Here is a 17,405-nt window from a genome sequence, read left to right on the forward strand (position 1 = left end):
GCAATGTGCATTATCAAACCGGGGGAGGGGGGCGTCAACCGCTTGCGGATTCGGCGCTATCGCGACAATTGACCGCGACGCATGGGCATGTTGCGGGGGAATAAACGGGCGGTCATGATTGCACGCGATGCATTCTGGTTGTCATGCTGGTTGTCATTGCGGCTGCAAATTAGGGCAGCCATGGCGACAACAATGTGATTGGTCTCACATTGCGGACGGGCCTCCTTCAACCTGCGGTGTTTGACCTTTGCGGTGGACGATGGCTTGGTGCGGTCGATCGCCCCTGAAGGTGCATCCACAAAAAGAGCAAGATCAAACTATGGGAAACGCCTCCGAAATCTACGCACTGCGCTACGCGACGATGTCGCCGCGCACGCCCCACATGAACTTCCTCGCGCCCGACCCGCATGACAGCGCGGCGCAGGATCTCGACTATTTCGTCTGGCTGATCCGCGGCAACGGCCGCGACATCCTGGTCGATACCGGCTTCAATGCCGAGGAAGCGTCCGCGCGGGCGCGCAAGCTGACGCTCAATCCGGTCGACGCGCTGGAGCGCTTTGGTGTCGCGGCAGCGAGCATTCGCGACATCATCGTGACGCATCTGCATTACGACCATGCCGGCAATCTCGACCGCTTCCCGAACGCCCGCTTCCATCTCCAGGAGCGCGAGATGGCCTACGCGACGGGGCGCTGCATGTGCAACGGACTGCTGCGACATCCGTTCTCGGTCGAGCACGTCACCCAGATGGTCCGCCATGTCTATGGCGAGCGCGTCAATTTCTATTCCGGCGACGGCGAGGTCGCGCCCGGCGTCACCTTGCACCGCGTCGGCGGCCATTCCGACGGCTTGCAGGTGGTCAGAGTCGAGACCGCGCGCGGACCGGTGGTGCTGGCGTCCGATGCCGCGCATTATTACGCCAATCTCCAGCGCAGAAGCCCATTCCCGATCGTCTACAATGTCGGCGACATGGCGGTTGGCTGGGAGACCATCGAGCGCCTCGCCGGCCATCCTGACCGGTTCATTCCCGGCCATGATCCGATCGTGACGGAGATCTATCCGCGCGCCAGCGACAAGGTCGATGTCTGGGCGCTGCATTTGCCGCCGTCGCGATCATTTGCGAAGTGATCAATACGCCTGCTTGGCGTCGGCCTCTTCGCTGGTCTGGATCAAATCGAGGCTCTGTTCGATCTTGCCGAGCAGCGTCGATAGCTGTTTGCGCTCCTGCGCGGTGAGGCAGGCGAGGATCTCGTCTTCCCGCCGCAGCAATTGCGGAAACAGCTCCTCGTAGAGCGTGCGGCCTTTCCTGGTCAGTCGCAGACGGAATTCGCGGCGGTCGGCTTCGTTCTCGACGCGCTCGATCAAACCCTGATGCAGCAACATGGTCACCGCGCGGCTGATCGTGGATTTGTGCGTGCGGGTGCATTGCGCGACGTACTGCGCGCTGCAGGCATCGTTGCGGAAGCCGAGCGTCGCGATCACGCGCCAGGCGGGGATGTCGAGGCCGTGACGCTCCTGATATTCGACGGCGAGTGCGGAACTCACCTCCGCGGCGAGCCGGTTGAGGCGGAACGGCACGAACCTGAACAGGTCGAGCCGTGTTTTTGGCCGCGGTGAAGCCTCATCGGCCTCGCGTGTCTTCAGCGCGATGTCGCTGGATGTCCTCGCCAAGGAGAGCGCTCCGAATTCCAGTTGACGGCCGGCCGGCTCCGGTCCAAAATAGTTGCACGTGAGACTATTAGCAGATCAGGCCTCTCCTGACCAGAGCCGAGGTTAGCGCATGGCGAAGGCCAATACGCATCAGGCCAAAACCCAGTTCGGCTATCGCCGCCACCCCGATCAGGATCGTCCCGGCCAGAGCTCGGCCGAGCATCCCGTGGTGATCGTGGGCGCTGGCCCGGTCGGGCTGTCGCTTGCGATCGACCTTGCCCAACGCGGCCAGCGCGTCGTTCTTCTGGATGACGCCGACCGCATCGGAGAGGGCTCCCGCGCGATCTGCTTCTCGAAACGCTCGCTGGAATATTGGGACCGGCTCGGCGTCGGCGACCGCATGGTCGACAAGGGCGTGGTCTGGAGCGTCGGCCGCATCTTCCACGGCGAGCAGCAGCTCTACCAGTTCAATCTACTGCCGGAGGACGGTCACAAGCGGCCGGCCTTCATCAATCTCCAGCAATATTACGCCGAAGCCTATCTGGTCGACCGCATCAGCGAGCTGCCCGAGATCAATCTGCGCTGGCGCAACAAGGTGACGGCGCTGGAGAGCCGCAACGCTTCCGTCGCGCTGACGATCGAGACGCCGGAGGGCGCCTATCGCCTGCACGCGCAATATGTCGTCGCCTGCGACGGCGCGCGCTCGTCGCTGCGGCAGATGGTGGGCGCCGACTTCGCCGGACAGGTGTTCGAGGACCAGTTCCTGATCGCCGATGTCAAGATGACCGCGGAATTCCCGACCGAGCGCTGGTTCTGGTTCGATCCGCCGTTTCATGCGGGACGTTCGGCGCTGCTGCACCGACAGCCCGACGATGTCTGGCGCATCGACCTTCAGCTCAATCGCTATGCCGACCCCGTCGTCGAGAAGAAGCCCGAGAACGTGCGGCCGCGGATTGCGCGCATGCTCGGCCACGACAAGTTCGAGTTCGAGTGGATCTCGCTTTACAAATTCCAGTGCCGGCGGATGGATCGCTTCGTCCATGGCCGCGTGATCTTTGCAGGCGATTCCGCGCACCAGGTCTCGCCCTTCGGCGCGCGCGGCGCCAATTCGGGACTCGAGGACGCCGAGAATCTCTCCTGGAAGCTCGACCGCGTGCTGCGCGGCGCCTCACCCGCGAGCCTGCTCGAGAGCTATCACGTCGAGCGCAGTCTGGCGGCCGACGAGAACATCCGCGAATCCACCCGCTCGACCGATTTCATGGCGCCGAACTCGCATCAGGAAGCGCGGCTGCGCAAGGCGGTGCTGTCGCTGGCCAAGGAAACGGAATTCGGCAAGCGCATGGTCAATGGCGGGCGGCTCTCGGTGCCGTGCAGCTATGACTCGCCGCTCTCATCGCCGGATGCGGATGCGTGGCGCGGTGGCCCGCTCCCGGGTTGTTCGATGCTCGATGCTCCCGTTACGACGCGCGCGGGCGAGCAAGCCTATTTGACGGATGCATTCCGCAAGGGTGGAACAGACTTCACCTTGCTGTCGTTCGGCAACGGCGCGGCGATCGATGCGCCTGTTGGTGTGAAGGACATCTGCATCGGCGGTGAGGACGGGCTCGCAGATCCGGCAGGGCTCACTGCAAAGCGCTATGATGCGGAACCAGGCTCAGCCTACCTATTAAGGCCGGACGGTTACGTTGCGGCGCGCTTCCGCCACCCCACGCGCGCTGGCGTCGCGGCAGCGCTGTCACGGGCGCAGGGCTTGAATCAAGAATTTGCTTGAATTGAGGATTCGCATGCCGCTCTCCACCAGCTCCAACTTCGCGCGACCCGACGACGCCTTTCGCGCCATTGTGGAGGCGCATCGTGGCTTCACCGACGAGCAGAGCGCGGACTTCGACGCGGCGCTGGTGCTGATCCTCGCCAACCATATCGGCGATATCGTCGTGCTGCGGGAGGCGATTCTCCTCGCCAAGCGGCGCATGATCGACGGCCAGCAGCAGCAACAGCAACAACAATAGCCCCAAAGACTTGAAGGATGAATTGATGGCGAAGAACTTCGCATCCACCGGCGACCTCTCCGAGAAGAAGATCACCTTCTCCGAGATTGGCACCGATCTCTACGCCTTCACCGCGGAGGGCGATCCGAACACCGCGATCATCGTCGGCGACGACGGCTGCCTGGTGTTCGACGCGCAATCGACGCCGGCGATGGCCAACAAGGTGATCGAGCGCGTCCGTGCCGTCACCGACAAACCGATCAAATATGTCGTGCTGTCGCATTATCACGCCGTGCGCGTGCTCGGCGCCTCCGCCTACAAGGCGCAGGGCATCGTCGCCTCGCAGGAGACCTATCGCCTCATCGAGGAGCGTGGCCAGCAGGATTGGGATTCCGAGTACGGCCGCTTCCCGCGCCTGTTTCAGGACGCATCGAGCATACCCGGCCTGACCTGGCCGACGCTGACCTTCGAAGGCGAGATGTCGATCTATCTCGGCAAGCGCGAGGTACGCCTGATGCAGCTTGGCGCCGGCCATACCTCGGGCGACATCGTCGCCTGGGTGCCGGATGCCGAGGTGATGTTCTCCGGTGACCTGATCGAATACCACTCGGCCTGCTATTGTGGCGACGCACACCTGCGCGAATGGCCGCTGACGCTGAACGAGATCCGCAACTTCAATCCCAAGGCGATCGCGCCGGGCCGCGGCGATGCGTTGAAGGGTGTCGCCACGGTGCGCGAAGCCATCGCGATGACGCGCGACTTCGTCACCTCGCTCTACGGCGCCGCCGAAATCTCGGTCGCCAAGGGCCGCACGCTGAAGGAATCGATGGCCGCGACGCGCGAGGTCATGGATCCGAAATTTTCGAGCTTCGCCATCTACGAGCACTGTCTGCCGTTCAACGTATCTCGCGCCTATGACGAGGCGTCGGGGATCGACGACCCCGTGATCTGGACCGACAAGCGCGACCAGGAGATGTGGGCCGCCCTGCAAGGAGGAGGATCATCATGAACATCAACACCTCGCCCGATCAGATCATTCGCAGCACGGCCCAGGTCACGCCGGGCTACATGTCCGGCTTCGGCAACAGTTTCGAGACCGAAGCGCTGCCGGGCGCGCTGCCGATCGGACGCAACTCGCCGCAGCGCTGTGCCTACGGCCTCTATGCCGAGCAGCTCTCCGGCTCGCCCTTCACGGCGCCGCGCGGCAGCAACGAGCGCTCATGGCTCTATCGCATTCGCCCGTCGGTGAAACACTCGGGTCGTTTCGAGAAGGTCGACGGCGGCCTGTGGCGTTCGGCACCGTGCCACGAAAACGACCTGCCGATCGCGCAATTGCGCTGGGATCCGGCGCCGATCCCGAAGGAGGACATGACCTTCCTTCAGGGCGTGCAGACCATGACCACCGCCGGTGACGTCAACACCCAGGCCGGCATGGCCGCCCACGTCTATCTCATCACCAAATCGATGGTGGACCAGCACTTCTACAATGCCGACGGCGAGCTGATGTTCGTGCTGCAGCAGGGCAATCTTCGCATCGTCACGGAGTTCGGCCGCATCGACGCCGAGCCCGGCGAGATCGTGGTGATCCCGCGCGGCGTCAAGTTCCGGGTGGAGATTCCGAGCGGACCGGCGCGTGGCTATCTCTGCGAAAACTACGGCGGCGCCTTCACGCTGCCGGAGCGCGGACCGATCGGCGCCAACTGCCTCGCCAATGCCCGCGACTTCCTGACGCCGGTCGCGCACTACGAGGACAAGGACACACCGACCGAGCTTTACGTGAAATGGGGCGGATCGTTGTTCAGGACGCAGTTGCCCCACTCGCCGATCGACGTCGTCGCCTGGCACGGCAATTATGCGCCGTATAAATATGATCTGCGCACCTTCTCGCCGGTCGGCGCGATCGGCTTCGATCATCCCGATCCCTCGATCTTCACCGTGCTGACCTCGCCGTCGGAGACCGCGGGCACGGCGAATATCGACTTCGTGATCTTCCCCGAGCGCTGGATGGTCGCCGACAACACCTTCCGCCCGCCGTGGTATCACATGAACATCATGAGCGAGTTCATGGGCCTGATCTACGGCGTGTACGACGCCAAGCCGCAAGGTTTTGTGCCGGGCGGCATGAGTTTGCACAATTGCATGCTGCCGCACGGCCCCGATCGCGATGCCTTCGAGCACGCCAGCAACGGCGAGCTGAAGCCGGTCAAGCTGACCGGCACCATGGCCTTCATGTTCGAGACCCGCTACGCGCAGCGCGTCACCGCGCACGCCGCGAATTCCGCGACGTTGCAGCATGACTACGCGGATTGCTGGAAGGGCCTCGCGAAGCGGTTCGATCCGAGCAAGCCGTAAGCTTCTTACCCTCTCCCCTTGTGGGAGAGGGTGGCTCGCCGCATAGCGGCGAGACGGGTGAGGGGTTCTATCCGCGCGTGAACCTCTCCTTCGGACTCGCGGACAGATACCCCTCATCCGGCGCTTCGCGCCACCTTCTCCCACAAGGGGAGAAGGGAAAGACCGAGCCAAGTGATGCCCCATCCCAACGACCCCAGCCTCCGCTCCTTCATCGGCGTCGATCCCGCCTCCGATTTTCCGATCCAGAACCTGCCTTATGGTGTGTTCTCGACCGCGGCCAATCCGACGCCGCGCGTCGGCGTGGCGATCGGCGACTATGTGCTCGATCTCTGGGAGCTTGAGCAGGACTCGCGGCTCGACGTGGGGCCGCTCGGCGTGTTCTCGACGCCGTCGCTCAATGCTTTCATGGCCTTGGGGCCAAAGGTCTGGACGAAGACGCGGGCGCGGATCAGCGAACTCCTGCGCGCCGATCATCCCGAGCTGCGCGACAACGAGGAGTTGCGCAAGCAGGCCTTGGTGCCGATACGCGACGCAAGATTGCATCTGCCGTTTGCGGTCTCCGGCTACACCGATTTCTATTCGTCGAAAGAACACGCCACCAATGTCGGCGTCATGTTCCGTGGCAAGGACAATGCACTGCAGCCGAATTGGCTGCATATGCCGATCGCTTACAACGGCCGTGCCTCGACTGTCGTGGTCTCCGGCACGAAGGTGAAGCGCCCGCGCGGGCAGCTCAAGCCGCCGAATGTGGAGGCGCCGAGCTTCGGACCGTGCAAGCGGCTCGATTTCGAGCTGGAGATGGGCGTGGTGGTCGGCCAGCCGTCGCCAATGGGCGGCATGCTCACGGAGCCGCAAGCCGAGGAGATGATCTTCGGCTTCGTGCTGCTCAACGACTGGAGCGCGCGCGATATCCAGCAATGGGAATATGTGCCGCTCGGGCCGTTCCTCGCCAAGGCGTTCGCGACCTCGATCAGTCCGTGGGTGGTGACGCGCGAGGCGCTGGAGCCATTCCGCCTCAACGGGCCGCAGCAGGAGCCGGTGCCGCTCGACTACCTCAAGCAGGGCAAGCCGCAGAACTACGATCTCGAACTCGACGTCTCCTTGCGCGCCGCCGGAGCCAACGCGCCCGCCGGCATCAGCCGCACCAATTTCAAATACATGTACTGGTCGTCGGTGCAGCAGCTGATGCACCACGCCTCCTCCGGCTGCGCCATGAATGTCGGCGATCTCCTCGGCAGCGGCACCATTTCCGGTCCGGAGAAGAACCAGCGCGGCAGCCTGCTGGAGATCAGCTGGAACGGCACCGAGCCGATCGAATTGCCCGGCGGCGCCAAGCGGTCGTTCCTGGAAGACGGCGACAGCCTCGTCATGCGCGGCTGGTGCCAGGGCGAAGGCTATCGCGTTGGTTTTGGCGAGGTCGAGGGGACGATTTTGCCGGCGGAGTGATTGCTGGGAAGCGATGCGACCTCTATCCACATTCTCCGTCATTGCGAGCGTAGCGAAGCAATCCAGAGTCTTTCCGCAGTGGCAGTCTATTGCTTCGTCGCAAGGGCTCCTCGCAATGACATGGTGAGAGTCTACCGCTTCTCCGGCGGCACCTCACGTAACCGCGCGCAATGCGTCGCGACGTCCTCCAGACTGTACTTCAGATGCACCCGCTTGTCCGACGGCGCCTGGTTGGTCGTGCACACGCCCGGTCGCCATTCCTGCGTGGGCCTGATCGGGCGCGGCGCAAAACCGCCGCCGCAGTTCGGGCAGACGTTGGAGAGTTTCGTCTCCACGCAGTCCGCACAGAACGTGCATTCATAGGAACAGATCCGCGCATCGGTTGCGTTCGGGGGCAGATCGCGGTCGCAATATTCGCAGTTCGGTCGAAGCTGGAGGGCCATGGCTCAATCTCCGCAGATTGGCCGGGATCATCGCAGATCGCGCGCGCAGCGCGAATGCCGGATTTCCCTCGATTTCAGCCGGGCTTGATTTCCTTCAGCGGCAGACGCGTGCTTTCCTTCAGCCTGTCGAGCACGATCGAGGAGCGCACATGCGCGACGCTCTGGTGCGGCATCAGCACGTCGTTGACGAGGTTGGAGAGGCCCTTGAGGTCGTGCAGCACGGCCTTGAGCACGTAGTCGGCGTCGCCTGTCAGCGAGTAGGCCTCCTGGATCTCGTCGATGCGGTTGACCAGAGTCCGAAACCGCTTGGAATTGTCCGGCGAGTGGGTCGCCAGCGTCACCTGGATGAAGGCGACCACGCCGAAGCCGAGCGCCTCGCTGGAGAGATCGGCATGATAGCCCGCAATGACCTTCTCCTCTTCCAGCCGCATCCGTCGCCGCGAGCATTGCGAGGCCGAGAGCCCGGCGAGGTCGGCGAGCTCCTGGTTGGTGAGACGGCCGTCGTCCTGGAGCGCGCCCAGGATCTTGAGGTCGAAGGCATCCACCAAAGTCATGCGCGTTTCACCCACTTCATGCACAAACTGTGCATATGTTAATCAAAAGCCGTCTCATTTGCACGCCCCTTGCGCGTCCCATGAAGGATAGTTCCTCTCAGCAGCAATTTGGGAGAACACCATGGGTCCGTTTCCGCACGATGCACCGCCGGCCACGATCAGCGCCGAGAATCCGATGGGCACCGACGGGTTCGAGTTCGTCGAATATGCGCATCCCAATCCGCAAGAGCTGCACGCCTTGTTCAAGCTGATGGGCTATGTGCCCGTCGCGCGGCACAGAACGAAGAAGATCACGGTTTATCGCCAGGGCGACATCAATTACCTCGTCAACGAGGAGCCCGGCACCCAGGGTCACGATTTCGTCGCCGCGCACGGCCGCTGTGCGCCGTCGATGGCGTTTCGCGTCGTCGATGCGAAGAAGGCCTATGACCGCGCGATTTCGCTCGGTGCCGAACCTGCCGATGCGTCCTCCGCGCAGAAGACGCTCGACGTCCCCGCGATCAAGGGCATCGGCGGCAGCCTGCTCTATTTCGCTGATCGCTATGGCGCCAAGGGATCGGCCTATGACAGCGAGTTCGAATGGCTGGGTGCGCGCGATCCGCGTCCTGCCGGCGCCGGCCTGTTCTATCTCGATCACCTCACCCACAACGTCCACCGCGGCCGCATGGACGTGTGGACGGGCTTCTACGAGAAGCTCTTCAATTTCCGCCAGATCCGCTTCTTCGACATCGAGGGCCGCGCCTCGGGCCTGTTCTCGCGCGCGCTGACCAGCCCCGACGGCAAGATCCGGATTCCGATCAACGAGGACGCCGGCGATTCCGGGCAGATCGAGGAATATCTCAATATCTATCGCGGCGAGGGCATCCAGCACATCGCCTGCGGCTGCCGCGACATCTACCGCACCATCGAGGACTTGCGCGAGGCCGGTCTGCCCTTCATGCCAGCGCCGCCCGCGACCTATTTCGAGCGGATCGACGCGCGGTTGCCGAAGCATGGCGAGGACATCGCGCGGCTGCAGAAGAACGGCATCCTGATCGACGGCGAAGGCGTGGTCGACGGCGGCCAGACCAAGGTGCTGCTGCAGATCTTCTCGGCCAACGCGATCGGCCCGATCTTCTTCGAGTTCATCCAGCGCAAGGGCGACGACGGTTTCGGCGAAGGCAATTTCAAGGCGCTGTTCGAATCGATCGAGGAGGACCAGATCCGGCGCGGGGTGCTGAAGGTGGATGCGGCGTAGGCGGCCGTTGTCTGGAACGCGGTGGCATTAAGTGCCGCCGTCGTCCTGGCGAAAGCCAGGACCAATTACCCCAGGGAGCGGTCATTGGGCGAACTGGTAACTCCGAGTCTTCGTCAAACCGCGTTGGTGGCTATGGGTCTTGGCCCCCGTGCGCAATTGCGCACTAGGCCAGGACGACCCGGAGTGTGATGCGACAGCGGAGGACTTAACGCTCCGCCTTCCAGGCTTTGGTCACCGCGCCGATCTCCGCCACTTCCGGCTCGCGCACCGCCGATGGAGTCCGCGAAAAGCGCGGCGCCGGCGCCGGCTGCTTCACGCCGTGGCGCTCGACGAAGACGTTGCGGGCGACCATGTGCGGATGCTCGGTCGCTTCCGACATGGTCAGCACCGGCGCGAAGCAGATGTCGGTGCCTTCCATAATCTTGCACCAGTCCTCGCGCGTCTTGCTCTTGAACACCGTCTTCAGTTTTTCCTTCAGCGCGGGCCAAGCCTTGCGGTCCATCTGCGCATCGAAATCGGGGTCGGTCAGGCCGGCGTGCTCGCGCAGCAGCGCGTAGAATTGCGGCTCGATCGAGCCGATCGAGACGAAATGGCCGCAGGCGCATTCGTAGACGCCGTAGAAATGTGCGCCGCCGTCGAGAAAGTTCTCGTTGCGGCCTTCGGTCCAGCGGCCGAGCGTGGTCATGTCGAAGAAGAACGACATCAGCGATGCCGCGCCGTCGCACATCGCGGCATCGACGACCTGGCCCTTGCCTGACCGCGAGGCCTCCAGCAGCGCCGCGAGCACGCCGACCACGAGATAGAGCGCGCCGCCGCCGAAATCGCCGACCAGGTTGAGCGGCGGCACCGGCGCTTCCTTCGTGCCGATCGCGGCGAGCGCGCCGGTGATGGAGATGTAGTTGATGTCGTGGCCGGCGGCATTGGCGAGCGGGCCTTGCTGGCCCCAGCCGGTCATGCGGCCGTAGACCAGCTTTGGATTGCGCGCGAGCACCACGTCAGGCCCGAGACCGAGCCGCTCCATCACGCCGGGACGGAAACCCTCGACCAGCGCGTCGGCATTCGCAAGCAGATCGAGTACCTCCGCGATCGCCGCCTGGTCCTTGAGGTCGAGCTCGACCACCTTGCGGCCGCGGCCTGCGACCGACTTCATGTTCTTCCTGGCGCCGACCCGATCGAGCGTGACGATTTCGGCGCCCATGTCGGCCAGCATCATGCAGGCAAACGGGCCCGGTCCAATGCCGGCGAATTCAACGATGCGGAAGCCCGACAGCGGGCCGGAGGTGCGGACGGAGGAGTTTTGGGCTGATTGATCGAGCACGTGTTTGTTTCCTCGGATCCAAGGCGCATATTGCCGATGGTCGGCAAGCGCCAAGGCGTTCCTCTGCGGGGCGAGTTAATTGGCCGATTAACTTTTCTCGCCTTCACGCCAGTGAGGCAAGCGGTTTTCATGTCGCGTGGCTAAAATAAAACGGCGCGCACCGAAGTGCGCGCCGTGGAAAATTGCGTCGAGGCGCTAAGGCCCGATGGTCAGCGAGCGGCAGCCACCGCGCGCTGCGCCATCACCTTGATCAGGTTGGCGCGGTACTCCGCCGTGCCGTGGATGTCGGCCAGCAGATTGCTCGCCGAAATGCTCACGCCGTCGATCGCCGACGGTGACCAGTTCGCCTTCAGCGCCGTTTCGATGGCCGGGACCCGCATCACGCCGCTTTGCGAGGCGCCGGTGGCGGCCACCCGAACCTCGCCCGACTTCGTCTGCGCGACGAACACGCCGGTCAGCGCAAAGCGAGACGCAGGATGGCGCATCTTTTCGTAGCCAGCCTTCGCCGGAACCGGGAACGACACGGCGGTGATGAGCTCGCCCTCCTCCAGCGCGGTCGTGAACATGCCCTGGAAAAAGTCATCCGCCGTAATCGACCGCCTGTTGGTCTTCACGGTGGCGCCGAGCGCGAGCAGTGCGGCGGGAAAATCCGCGGCGGGATCGTTGTTGGCGATCGAGCCGCCGATCGTGCCGCGATAGCGCACGGCGGGGTCGCCGAGCACCGAAGTGAGATAGGCAATTGCGGGAATCGCCTTCTTCACGTCGGCATTCTGCATGATGTCGAAATAGGTCGTGCCGGCCTTGATGGTCAGCACGTCGCCCGAGAGCTCGACGCCCTGCAGCTCCTTGATCTTGCCGAGGTCGATGACGTCGGACGGACTGGCGAGGCGTTGCTTCATCACCGGCAGCAGCGTCTGGCCGCCGGCGAGGAACTTGGCTTCGCTGCTCTTGGAGAACAGGCTGACGGCTTCGTCAACCGAGGACGCGCGATGATAAACGGTCTGGTACATCTTCGTTCCTCCCTTAAGCCGCGTGGATCGTGCGCCACACCCTGTCCGGGGTTGCGGGCATTTCCAGATTGTTCTTGCCGATCGCATCCGTGATCGCATTGATCACGGCCGCTGACGCCCCGATCGCACCGGCCTCACCGCAACCCTTGATGCCGAGCGGATTGCCCGGGCACAGCGTCGTGGTGTGGGAGAGGTTGAACGAGGGAACGTCGTCGGCGCGCGGCATGGCGTAGTCCATGAACGAGGCCGTGACCGGCTGCCCGTTGGCGTCGTAGATCGCGTGCTCGAGCAACGCTTGTCCGATGCCTTGCACAAGACCGCCATGGACCTGGCCCTCGACGATCATCGGGTTGATCAAACGGCCGAAATCGTCGGCCGCGACGAAGTTGACGAAGGAGGTCTTGCCGGTGCCGGGATCGACCTCGAGCTCGCAGATATATGTGCCGGCCGGGAAGGTGAAGTTGGTCGGATCGTAGAAGGCGCTTTCCTTCAGGCCCGGCTCCATCCCGTCGGGCAGATTGTGCGCGGTATAGGCCGCGAGTGCGACCATCGGGAAGGCGATCGCCTTGTCGGTGCCGGCGACCTTGAACTCGCCGTTCTCGATGACGATGTCGCCTTCCGAGGCTTCCAGCGCATGCGCGGCGATCTTCTTGGCCTTGGATTCCATCTTCTCCATGGCCTTCAGGATCGCGGTGAGGCCGACGGCGGCCGAGCGCGAGCCATAGGTGCCCATGCCGAACTGCACCTTGTCGGTGTCGCCATGGACGATCGAGACCTGACTGATGGGAACGCCGAGGCGTTCGGCTACGAGCTGGCAGAACGTGGTCTCGTGACCCTGGCCGTGGCTGTGTGATCCCGTCAGGACCTCGATGGTGCCGACCGGGTTGACGCGGACTTCGGCGGACTCCCACAGACCGACGCCGGCGCCCAGGCTGCCGACGGCCTTCGACGGCGCGATGCCGCAGGCCTCGATGTAGCAGGACACGCCGATGCCGCGCAGCTTGCCGTCGGCCTTCGCCTTGGCCTTGCGCCCGGCAAAGCCGGCATAGTCGATCGCCTTCATCGCGGCGTCGAGCGAGGCGTTAAAGTCGCCGGTGTCATAAGCCATGATCACCGGCGTCTGGTGCGGGAACTGGGTGATGAAGTTGGTCCGGCGCAGCGCGGCCGGATCGACCTTCAACTGCCGCGCCGCCGTCTCCATCAGACGTTCGATCAGATAGCTCGCCTCGGGGCGGCCGGCGCCGCGATAGGCGTCGACCGGCGTGGTGTTGGTGTAGACCCCGACCACCTCGGCATGGATCGCCGGGATGTTGTACTGGCCCGACAGCAGCGTCGCGTACAGATAGGTCGGCACCGACGACGAGAACAGCGACATGTAGGCGCCGAAATTGGCGTAAGTCTTCACCTTCAACCCGGTGATCTTGTTGTTGGCGTCGAACGCCATCTCGGCATGGGTGACGTGGTCGCGGCCATGCGCATCGGTGAGGAAGGCTTCGGTGCGGTCGCCGGTCCATTTTACGGGGCGGCCGACCTTCTTCGAGGCCCACAGCGCCACCATCTCTTCGGGATAGATGAAGATCTTGGAGCCGAAGCCGCCGCCGACGTCGGGTGCGATCACGCGCAGCTTGTGCTCGGGTGCAATGTTGTAGAACGCCGACAGCACGAGGCGGGCGACGTGCGGATTCTGCGACGTCGTGTAGAGCGTGAAATGCTCTTCCGCCGAATCGTAATCGGCAATTGCCGCGCGCGGCTCCATCGCGTTCGGCGCGAGACGGTTGTTGGTGACGTCGAGCTTCACCACGTTGGCGGCCTTGGCGAAGGCCGCATCGGTGGCGCCTTCGTCGCCGATCACCCAGTCATAAACCTGGTTGCCTGGAGCTTCGGGATGTAGCTGCGGCGCGCCGGACTTGATCGCGGCGTGGACGTCGGCGACCGCGGGCAGCTCTTCGTAGTTCACGACCACGGCTTCGGCCGCGTCGCGTGCGAGATTCTTGGTCTCGGCGATCACGACTGCGACGGCCTGACCGACGAAGCGCACCGTCTCCGGCGCCATTGCCGGCCATGCGCCCATCTTCATCGGGCTGCCGTCCTTGGAGGTGATGGCCCAGCCGCAGATCAGGTTGCCGACCTTGTCGTCGACGATTTGCTGACCGGTCAGCACAGCGACCACGCCCGGCATCTTCAGCGCCTCGGCGGGATCGATCCCCTTCACCTTGGCATGCGCGTGCGGGCTGCGGATGAAATGGGCATGGGTCATGCCCTGCAATTTGATGTCGTCGACGTAGCGGCCCTTGCCGGTAATGAAACGCTTGTCTTCCTTGCGCACGACGCTCGCGCCAATGCCTTCAACGCCCATGTCTGGTCCTCCCGACCGGAATTTGTCTTGACCGCGCTTTCCCTCGAAAGCGGCGGCGATCGTTCTTGTTTCGAGGCGGGCCGCTTACTCGGCCGCCTGCGAGACCTTCATGCGGCCTGCCGCATCCAGCACGGCTTTGACGATGTTGTGGTACCCAGTGCAGCGACAGATATTGCCTTCGAGCTCGTGGCGGACGGTGGCCTCGTCGAGCTGGCCACCATAGCGGTGCACGATGTCGATCGCCGACATGATCATGCCCGGCGTGCAATAGCCGCACTGCAGGCCGTGATTGTCGCGGAAGGCCGCCTGCATCGGGTGCAGCTCGTCGCCCTTGGCGATGCCTTCGATCGTGGTGATGCTGGCGCCGTCGGCCTGTCCTGCCAGCATGGTGCAGGATTTGATCGCCTTGCCGTCCATATGGACGACGCAGGCGCCGCACTGGCTGGTGTCGCAGCCGACATGGGTTCCGGTGAGGTTGAGGTGGTCGCGCAGCAGCTGAACCAGCAGCGTGCGGTCCTCGACGTCGACAGCAACGGCCTTGCCGTTCACCGTCAGTTTGACTGTAGACACGGTTGAAGTCCTCCCGGGATCGATTTTGATTGTTTCTAATTAGAGACAGCGACCCGGAACTTTGCAACTACGATTTTGGCCGCCCGCGTCATGGAAAAGTCATTGATCCAGAATGCCCAACATTGGTTTGGGGGGCGAGTCGGCCGGATCGGGTTGCGGCTCCGGGGCGCCAGCTGGGATGCCAGCCTCTATATCCCTATCCGGCTCGCCTTTGCAGTCCGCCTTGGCCGATAGAGCCGGAAGCTCTGCGGACGCACCGAATTTACCGCCCCTTATCGATTCTGCCTTAGTTTTGCGCAGCCAGGTCAGGGGGCGGGGCGCCACCGGATCTCGGCTGAATGAAAATGGGGGTGGGAATGTCCGGGCGTATCGCGTCGTCGTCGAAGCGCACAATAATGCCGACCCTCAGGTTCCGCGCCAAGATCATTCTGGGCTTTGCCGCGGTGCTGGTGATCTCCGCCGGCAGCATGGCCTTCTCCTATTTTGGCTTCGAGCGGGTCTCGTCCGGGGTCGGGTCCTACCGCACCAGTGTCACCGAGGCCGATCTCGCCCGTAACATCGACCGGGAGCTGCTCGCCTATCGCTCGGCCGTCAGATATTTCGTCGTCACCGGCAAGGAGGACGACGCCAAGACGGCGCTGGACGCGGAGACCGGCCTGAAGAGCGCCATCGACCAGGCGGTCAAGAGCGCCAAGAAGCCGGCGCGGCAGGAAAGTCTGGACAAGCTCGCCAAGGAGTTTTCCAACTTCTCCGCGACCTTCGCGAAAGTCCTCCAGGCCAAGCGTGACAGCGCGCTGCTGGTGCAGAACCAGCTCATGCGCAACGCCAACCTCCTGAAATACAAGCTCGACGACATGGGCAACAATGCCTCCGATTCCGAGGCGCAGGCGATCGAGTTCGGGACCAAGCAGGTCAACGCCCAATTCCAGACCGCGAGCGGGGCGGCGACCAATTTCGTGCTGACGTCCGACCAGGCGATCGCGACCAGCGCGCTGGCGCGGTTGAAATTCGTCGAGAACTCGCTCAACGCGGTCTATTCCATGGACGACAAGATCGTCGCCGGCCTGAAGGACGCCAAGGGATTGCTCGGTGCCTATCGGGAATCGCTGGAGAAACTGATCGCCAACGCCAAGATGATCGACGAGCTCGTCACCGAGATGAGCGGCTCGGCCAGCGCGATCCTTCAGGGTGCCACCACCATGAAGGCGGACCTCGTTGCCGAGCAGCAGCGGTTGGAGTCCGAATCGGAAGCGACCATCGGGAAGACCGAGCAACTGGTGCTGATGCTGGCGGTCGGCGGTACGCTGCTCGGCGCGGTCCTCGCTTTCCTGCTCGGCACCGGCATTTCGCGTCCGATGATCGCGATGTGCAAGGCGATGCGCGAGCTTGCCGCGGGCAATTTCGACGTCGTGCTGCCGGGCCTCGGCCGCAGGGACGAGATCGGCGAGATGGCCGGCGCGGTCGAAGAATTCAAGGTGCAGGCCGTGGCCAAGGCCGAGCGCGATGCCGCCGCCAACGAACTTCAGAACAGGGAGCAGGCCGCAAGCCGTCGTTCCGAGCTGATTCGTTTCGCCGATGATTTCGAGAGCGCGGTTGGTGCCATCGTCTCCAACGTCTCGGCTTCCGCCGTGCAGCTGGAATCGGCGGCCTCGACGCTGACCCGCACCGCCGAGACCACGCAGAGCCTGTCGAGCCAGGTCGCCGACGTCTCCGAGCAGGCCTCCAGCAACATGCAGTCGGTCGCGACCGCGACCGAAGAGCTCTCGGCCTCGGTCGAGGAGATCGGCCGTCAGGTCCGCGATTCCAGCCGCATTGCCGAAGCTGCCGTGGTGCAGGCAAAGGAGACCGATAATCGCATCGGCAAGCTCTCGCATGCCGCCCAGCAGATCGGCGAAGTCGTCAAGCTCATCACGGCGATCGCCGAGCAGACCAATCTTCTGGCGCTGAACGCGACCATCGAGGCGGCACGCGCCGGCGAAGCCGGCCGCGGCTTTGCAGTGGTCGCCAGCGAAGTGAAGTCGCTCGCGAGCCAGACCGCGAAGGCCACCGACGAGATCTCCTCGCACATCACGGGCATGCAAGGCGCCACGGCCGAGTCGGTTGCGGCGATCAAGGAGATCGGCGCCACCATCGGCCAGATCTCGTCGATCTCGACCTCGATTGCGAGCGCGGTGGAGCAGCAAGGCGCCGCGACGCAGGAAATCGCGCGCAGCGTCCAGACCGTCGCACAGGGCACTCAGACCGCCGCCACCGACATCGGCCAGGTCAACCGCGGCGCCGCCGAAACCGGCTCGGCCTCGGAAGAGGTGCTGCATTCGGCCAAGACGCTGTCGTCCGAAAGCACCCGTCTGCGCGCCGAGCTCGACCGCTTCATGGGGAATATCCGGGCGGCGTAAGCGCTCAGCCGTCCCGGCCCCCCGTGCGCGATTGCGCACGAGGCCAGGACGACGAGACCCTGCGTCACGTAACCGCCGGTTGCGGCG

At 63.9% G+C, this 17,405-nt stretch carries 15 protein-coding genes; 8 read left to right on the top strand and 7 right to left on the bottom strand.

Annotation, left to right across the window (positions count from 1 at the left end; all coding sequences use genetic code 11):
- Window positions 1-319 precede the first annotated feature (319 nt).
- Entirely contained in the window at window positions 320-1,126 is an 807-nt protein-coding gene (locus IVB19_RS01360; protein ID WP_018456592.1) for an N-acyl homoserine lactonase family protein, read from the top strand.
- Here the strand turns inward: IVB19_RS01360 and IVB19_RS01365 are convergent, their stop codons facing one another.
- Complete coding sequence (locus tag IVB19_RS01365; protein ID WP_018456591.1) at window positions 1,127-1,669, bottom strand: MarR family winged helix-turn-helix transcriptional regulator; 543 nt, start codon at window positions 1,667-1,669, stop codon at window positions 1,127-1,129.
- A gap of 109 nt (window positions 1,670-1,778) precedes the next feature.
- Between IVB19_RS01365 and IVB19_RS01370 the strand changes: the two genes are divergently transcribed.
- The 5 genes from IVB19_RS01370 (at window position 1,779) to fahA (ending at window position 7,434) form a co-directional block, all read left to right on the top strand.
- On the top strand, window positions 1,779-3,419 hold the full coding sequence (locus IVB19_RS01370) for an FAD-dependent oxidoreductase (protein WP_247298120.1): 1,641 nt from the start codon (window positions 1,779-1,781) through the stop codon (window positions 3,417-3,419).
- 13 nt (window positions 3,420-3,432) lie between these two features.
- The gene (locus IVB19_RS01375) at window positions 3,433-3,657 is read left to right on the top strand and encodes a DUF2783 domain-containing protein (RefSeq protein ID WP_018456589.1); all 225 of its coding nucleotides are present in this window, start codon (window positions 3,433-3,435) and stop codon (window positions 3,655-3,657) included.
- Between the two features lie 25 nt (window positions 3,658-3,682).
- Window positions 3,683-4,645 (top strand): MBL fold metallo-hydrolase, encoded by a 963-nt coding sequence (locus tag IVB19_RS01380; protein WP_018456588.1) that lies wholly within the window; start codon window positions 3,683-3,685, stop codon window positions 4,643-4,645.
- Complete coding sequence (gene hmgA / locus IVB19_RS01385; RefSeq protein WP_018456587.1) at window positions 4,642-5,988, top strand: homogentisate 1,2-dioxygenase; 1,347 nt, start codon at window positions 4,642-4,644, stop codon at window positions 5,986-5,988. Before IVB19_RS01380 ends, hmgA begins: the two co-directional genes overlap by 4 nt.
- 174 nt (window positions 5,989-6,162) lie before the next feature.
- Window positions 6,163-7,434, top strand: a complete 1,272-nt coding sequence (gene fahA / locus IVB19_RS01390; protein WP_026233201.1) for a fumarylacetoacetase — start codon at window positions 6,163-6,165, stop codon at window positions 7,432-7,434.
- A 131-nt stretch (window positions 7,435-7,565) separates the two neighbouring features.
- Here fahA and IVB19_RS01395 read toward each other — a convergent pair whose 3' ends face one another.
- Together IVB19_RS01395 and IVB19_RS01400 are read right to left on the bottom strand one after the other, a co-directional pair.
- Window positions 7,566-7,877: a DUF1272 domain-containing protein gene (locus IVB19_RS01395; protein WP_018456585.1), complete on the bottom strand. Its 312-nt coding sequence runs from the start codon at window positions 7,875-7,877 to the stop codon at window positions 7,566-7,568.
- Window positions 7,878-7,951: 74 nt separating this feature from the next.
- The gene (locus IVB19_RS01400) at window positions 7,952-8,431 is read right to left on the bottom strand and encodes an Lrp/AsnC family transcriptional regulator (RefSeq protein WP_018456584.1); all 480 of its coding nucleotides are present in this window, start codon (window positions 8,429-8,431) and stop codon (window positions 7,952-7,954) included.
- A gap of 121 nt (window positions 8,432-8,552) precedes the next feature.
- On the opposite strand from IVB19_RS01400, the gene hppD reads away from it, so the two are divergent.
- Entirely contained in the window at window positions 8,553-9,668 is a 1,116-nt protein-coding gene (gene hppD, locus IVB19_RS01405; protein ID WP_247298118.1) for a 4-hydroxyphenylpyruvate dioxygenase, read from the top strand.
- A 205-nt stretch (window positions 9,669-9,873) separates the two neighbouring features.
- Here hppD and IVB19_RS01410 read toward each other — a convergent pair whose 3' ends face one another.
- The 4 genes from IVB19_RS01410 to IVB19_RS01425 all read right to left on the bottom strand — a co-directional run bounded on the left by IVB19_RS01410 (window position 9,874) and on the right by IVB19_RS01425 (window position 14,922).
- Window positions 9,874-10,986: a CaiB/BaiF CoA transferase family protein gene (locus IVB19_RS01410; protein ID WP_026233200.1), complete on the bottom strand. Its 1,113-nt coding sequence runs from the start codon at window positions 10,984-10,986 to the stop codon at window positions 9,874-9,876.
- A gap of 209 nt (window positions 10,987-11,195) precedes the next feature.
- On the bottom strand, window positions 11,196-11,996 hold the full coding sequence (locus IVB19_RS01415; RefSeq protein WP_018456581.1) for an FAD binding domain-containing protein: 801 nt from the start codon (window positions 11,994-11,996) through the stop codon (window positions 11,196-11,198).
- A gap of 13 nt (window positions 11,997-12,009) precedes the next feature.
- Complete coding sequence (locus IVB19_RS01420) at window positions 12,010-14,352, bottom strand: xanthine dehydrogenase family protein molybdopterin-binding subunit (RefSeq protein WP_018456580.1); 2,343 nt, start codon at window positions 14,350-14,352, stop codon at window positions 12,010-12,012.
- An 84-nt stretch (window positions 14,353-14,436) separates the two neighbouring features.
- Window positions 14,437-14,922, bottom strand: coding sequence for a (2Fe-2S)-binding protein (locus IVB19_RS01425; protein ID WP_026233199.1), 486 nt, complete (start codon window positions 14,920-14,922; stop codon window positions 14,437-14,439).
- A 356-nt stretch (window positions 14,923-15,278) separates the two neighbouring features.
- Between IVB19_RS01425 and IVB19_RS01430 the strand changes: the two genes are divergently transcribed.
- Window positions 15,279-17,318, top strand: coding sequence for a methyl-accepting chemotaxis protein (locus IVB19_RS01430; protein WP_247820894.1), 2,040 nt, complete (start codon window positions 15,279-15,281; stop codon window positions 17,316-17,318).
- Window positions 17,319-17,405: the final 87 nt, after the last annotated feature.

The sequence above is a fragment of the Bradyrhizobium sp. 187 genome, from assembly GCF_023101005.1.
Classification (GTDB): Bacteria; Pseudomonadota; Alphaproteobacteria; order Rhizobiales; family Xanthobacteraceae; genus Bradyrhizobium; species Bradyrhizobium canariense_D.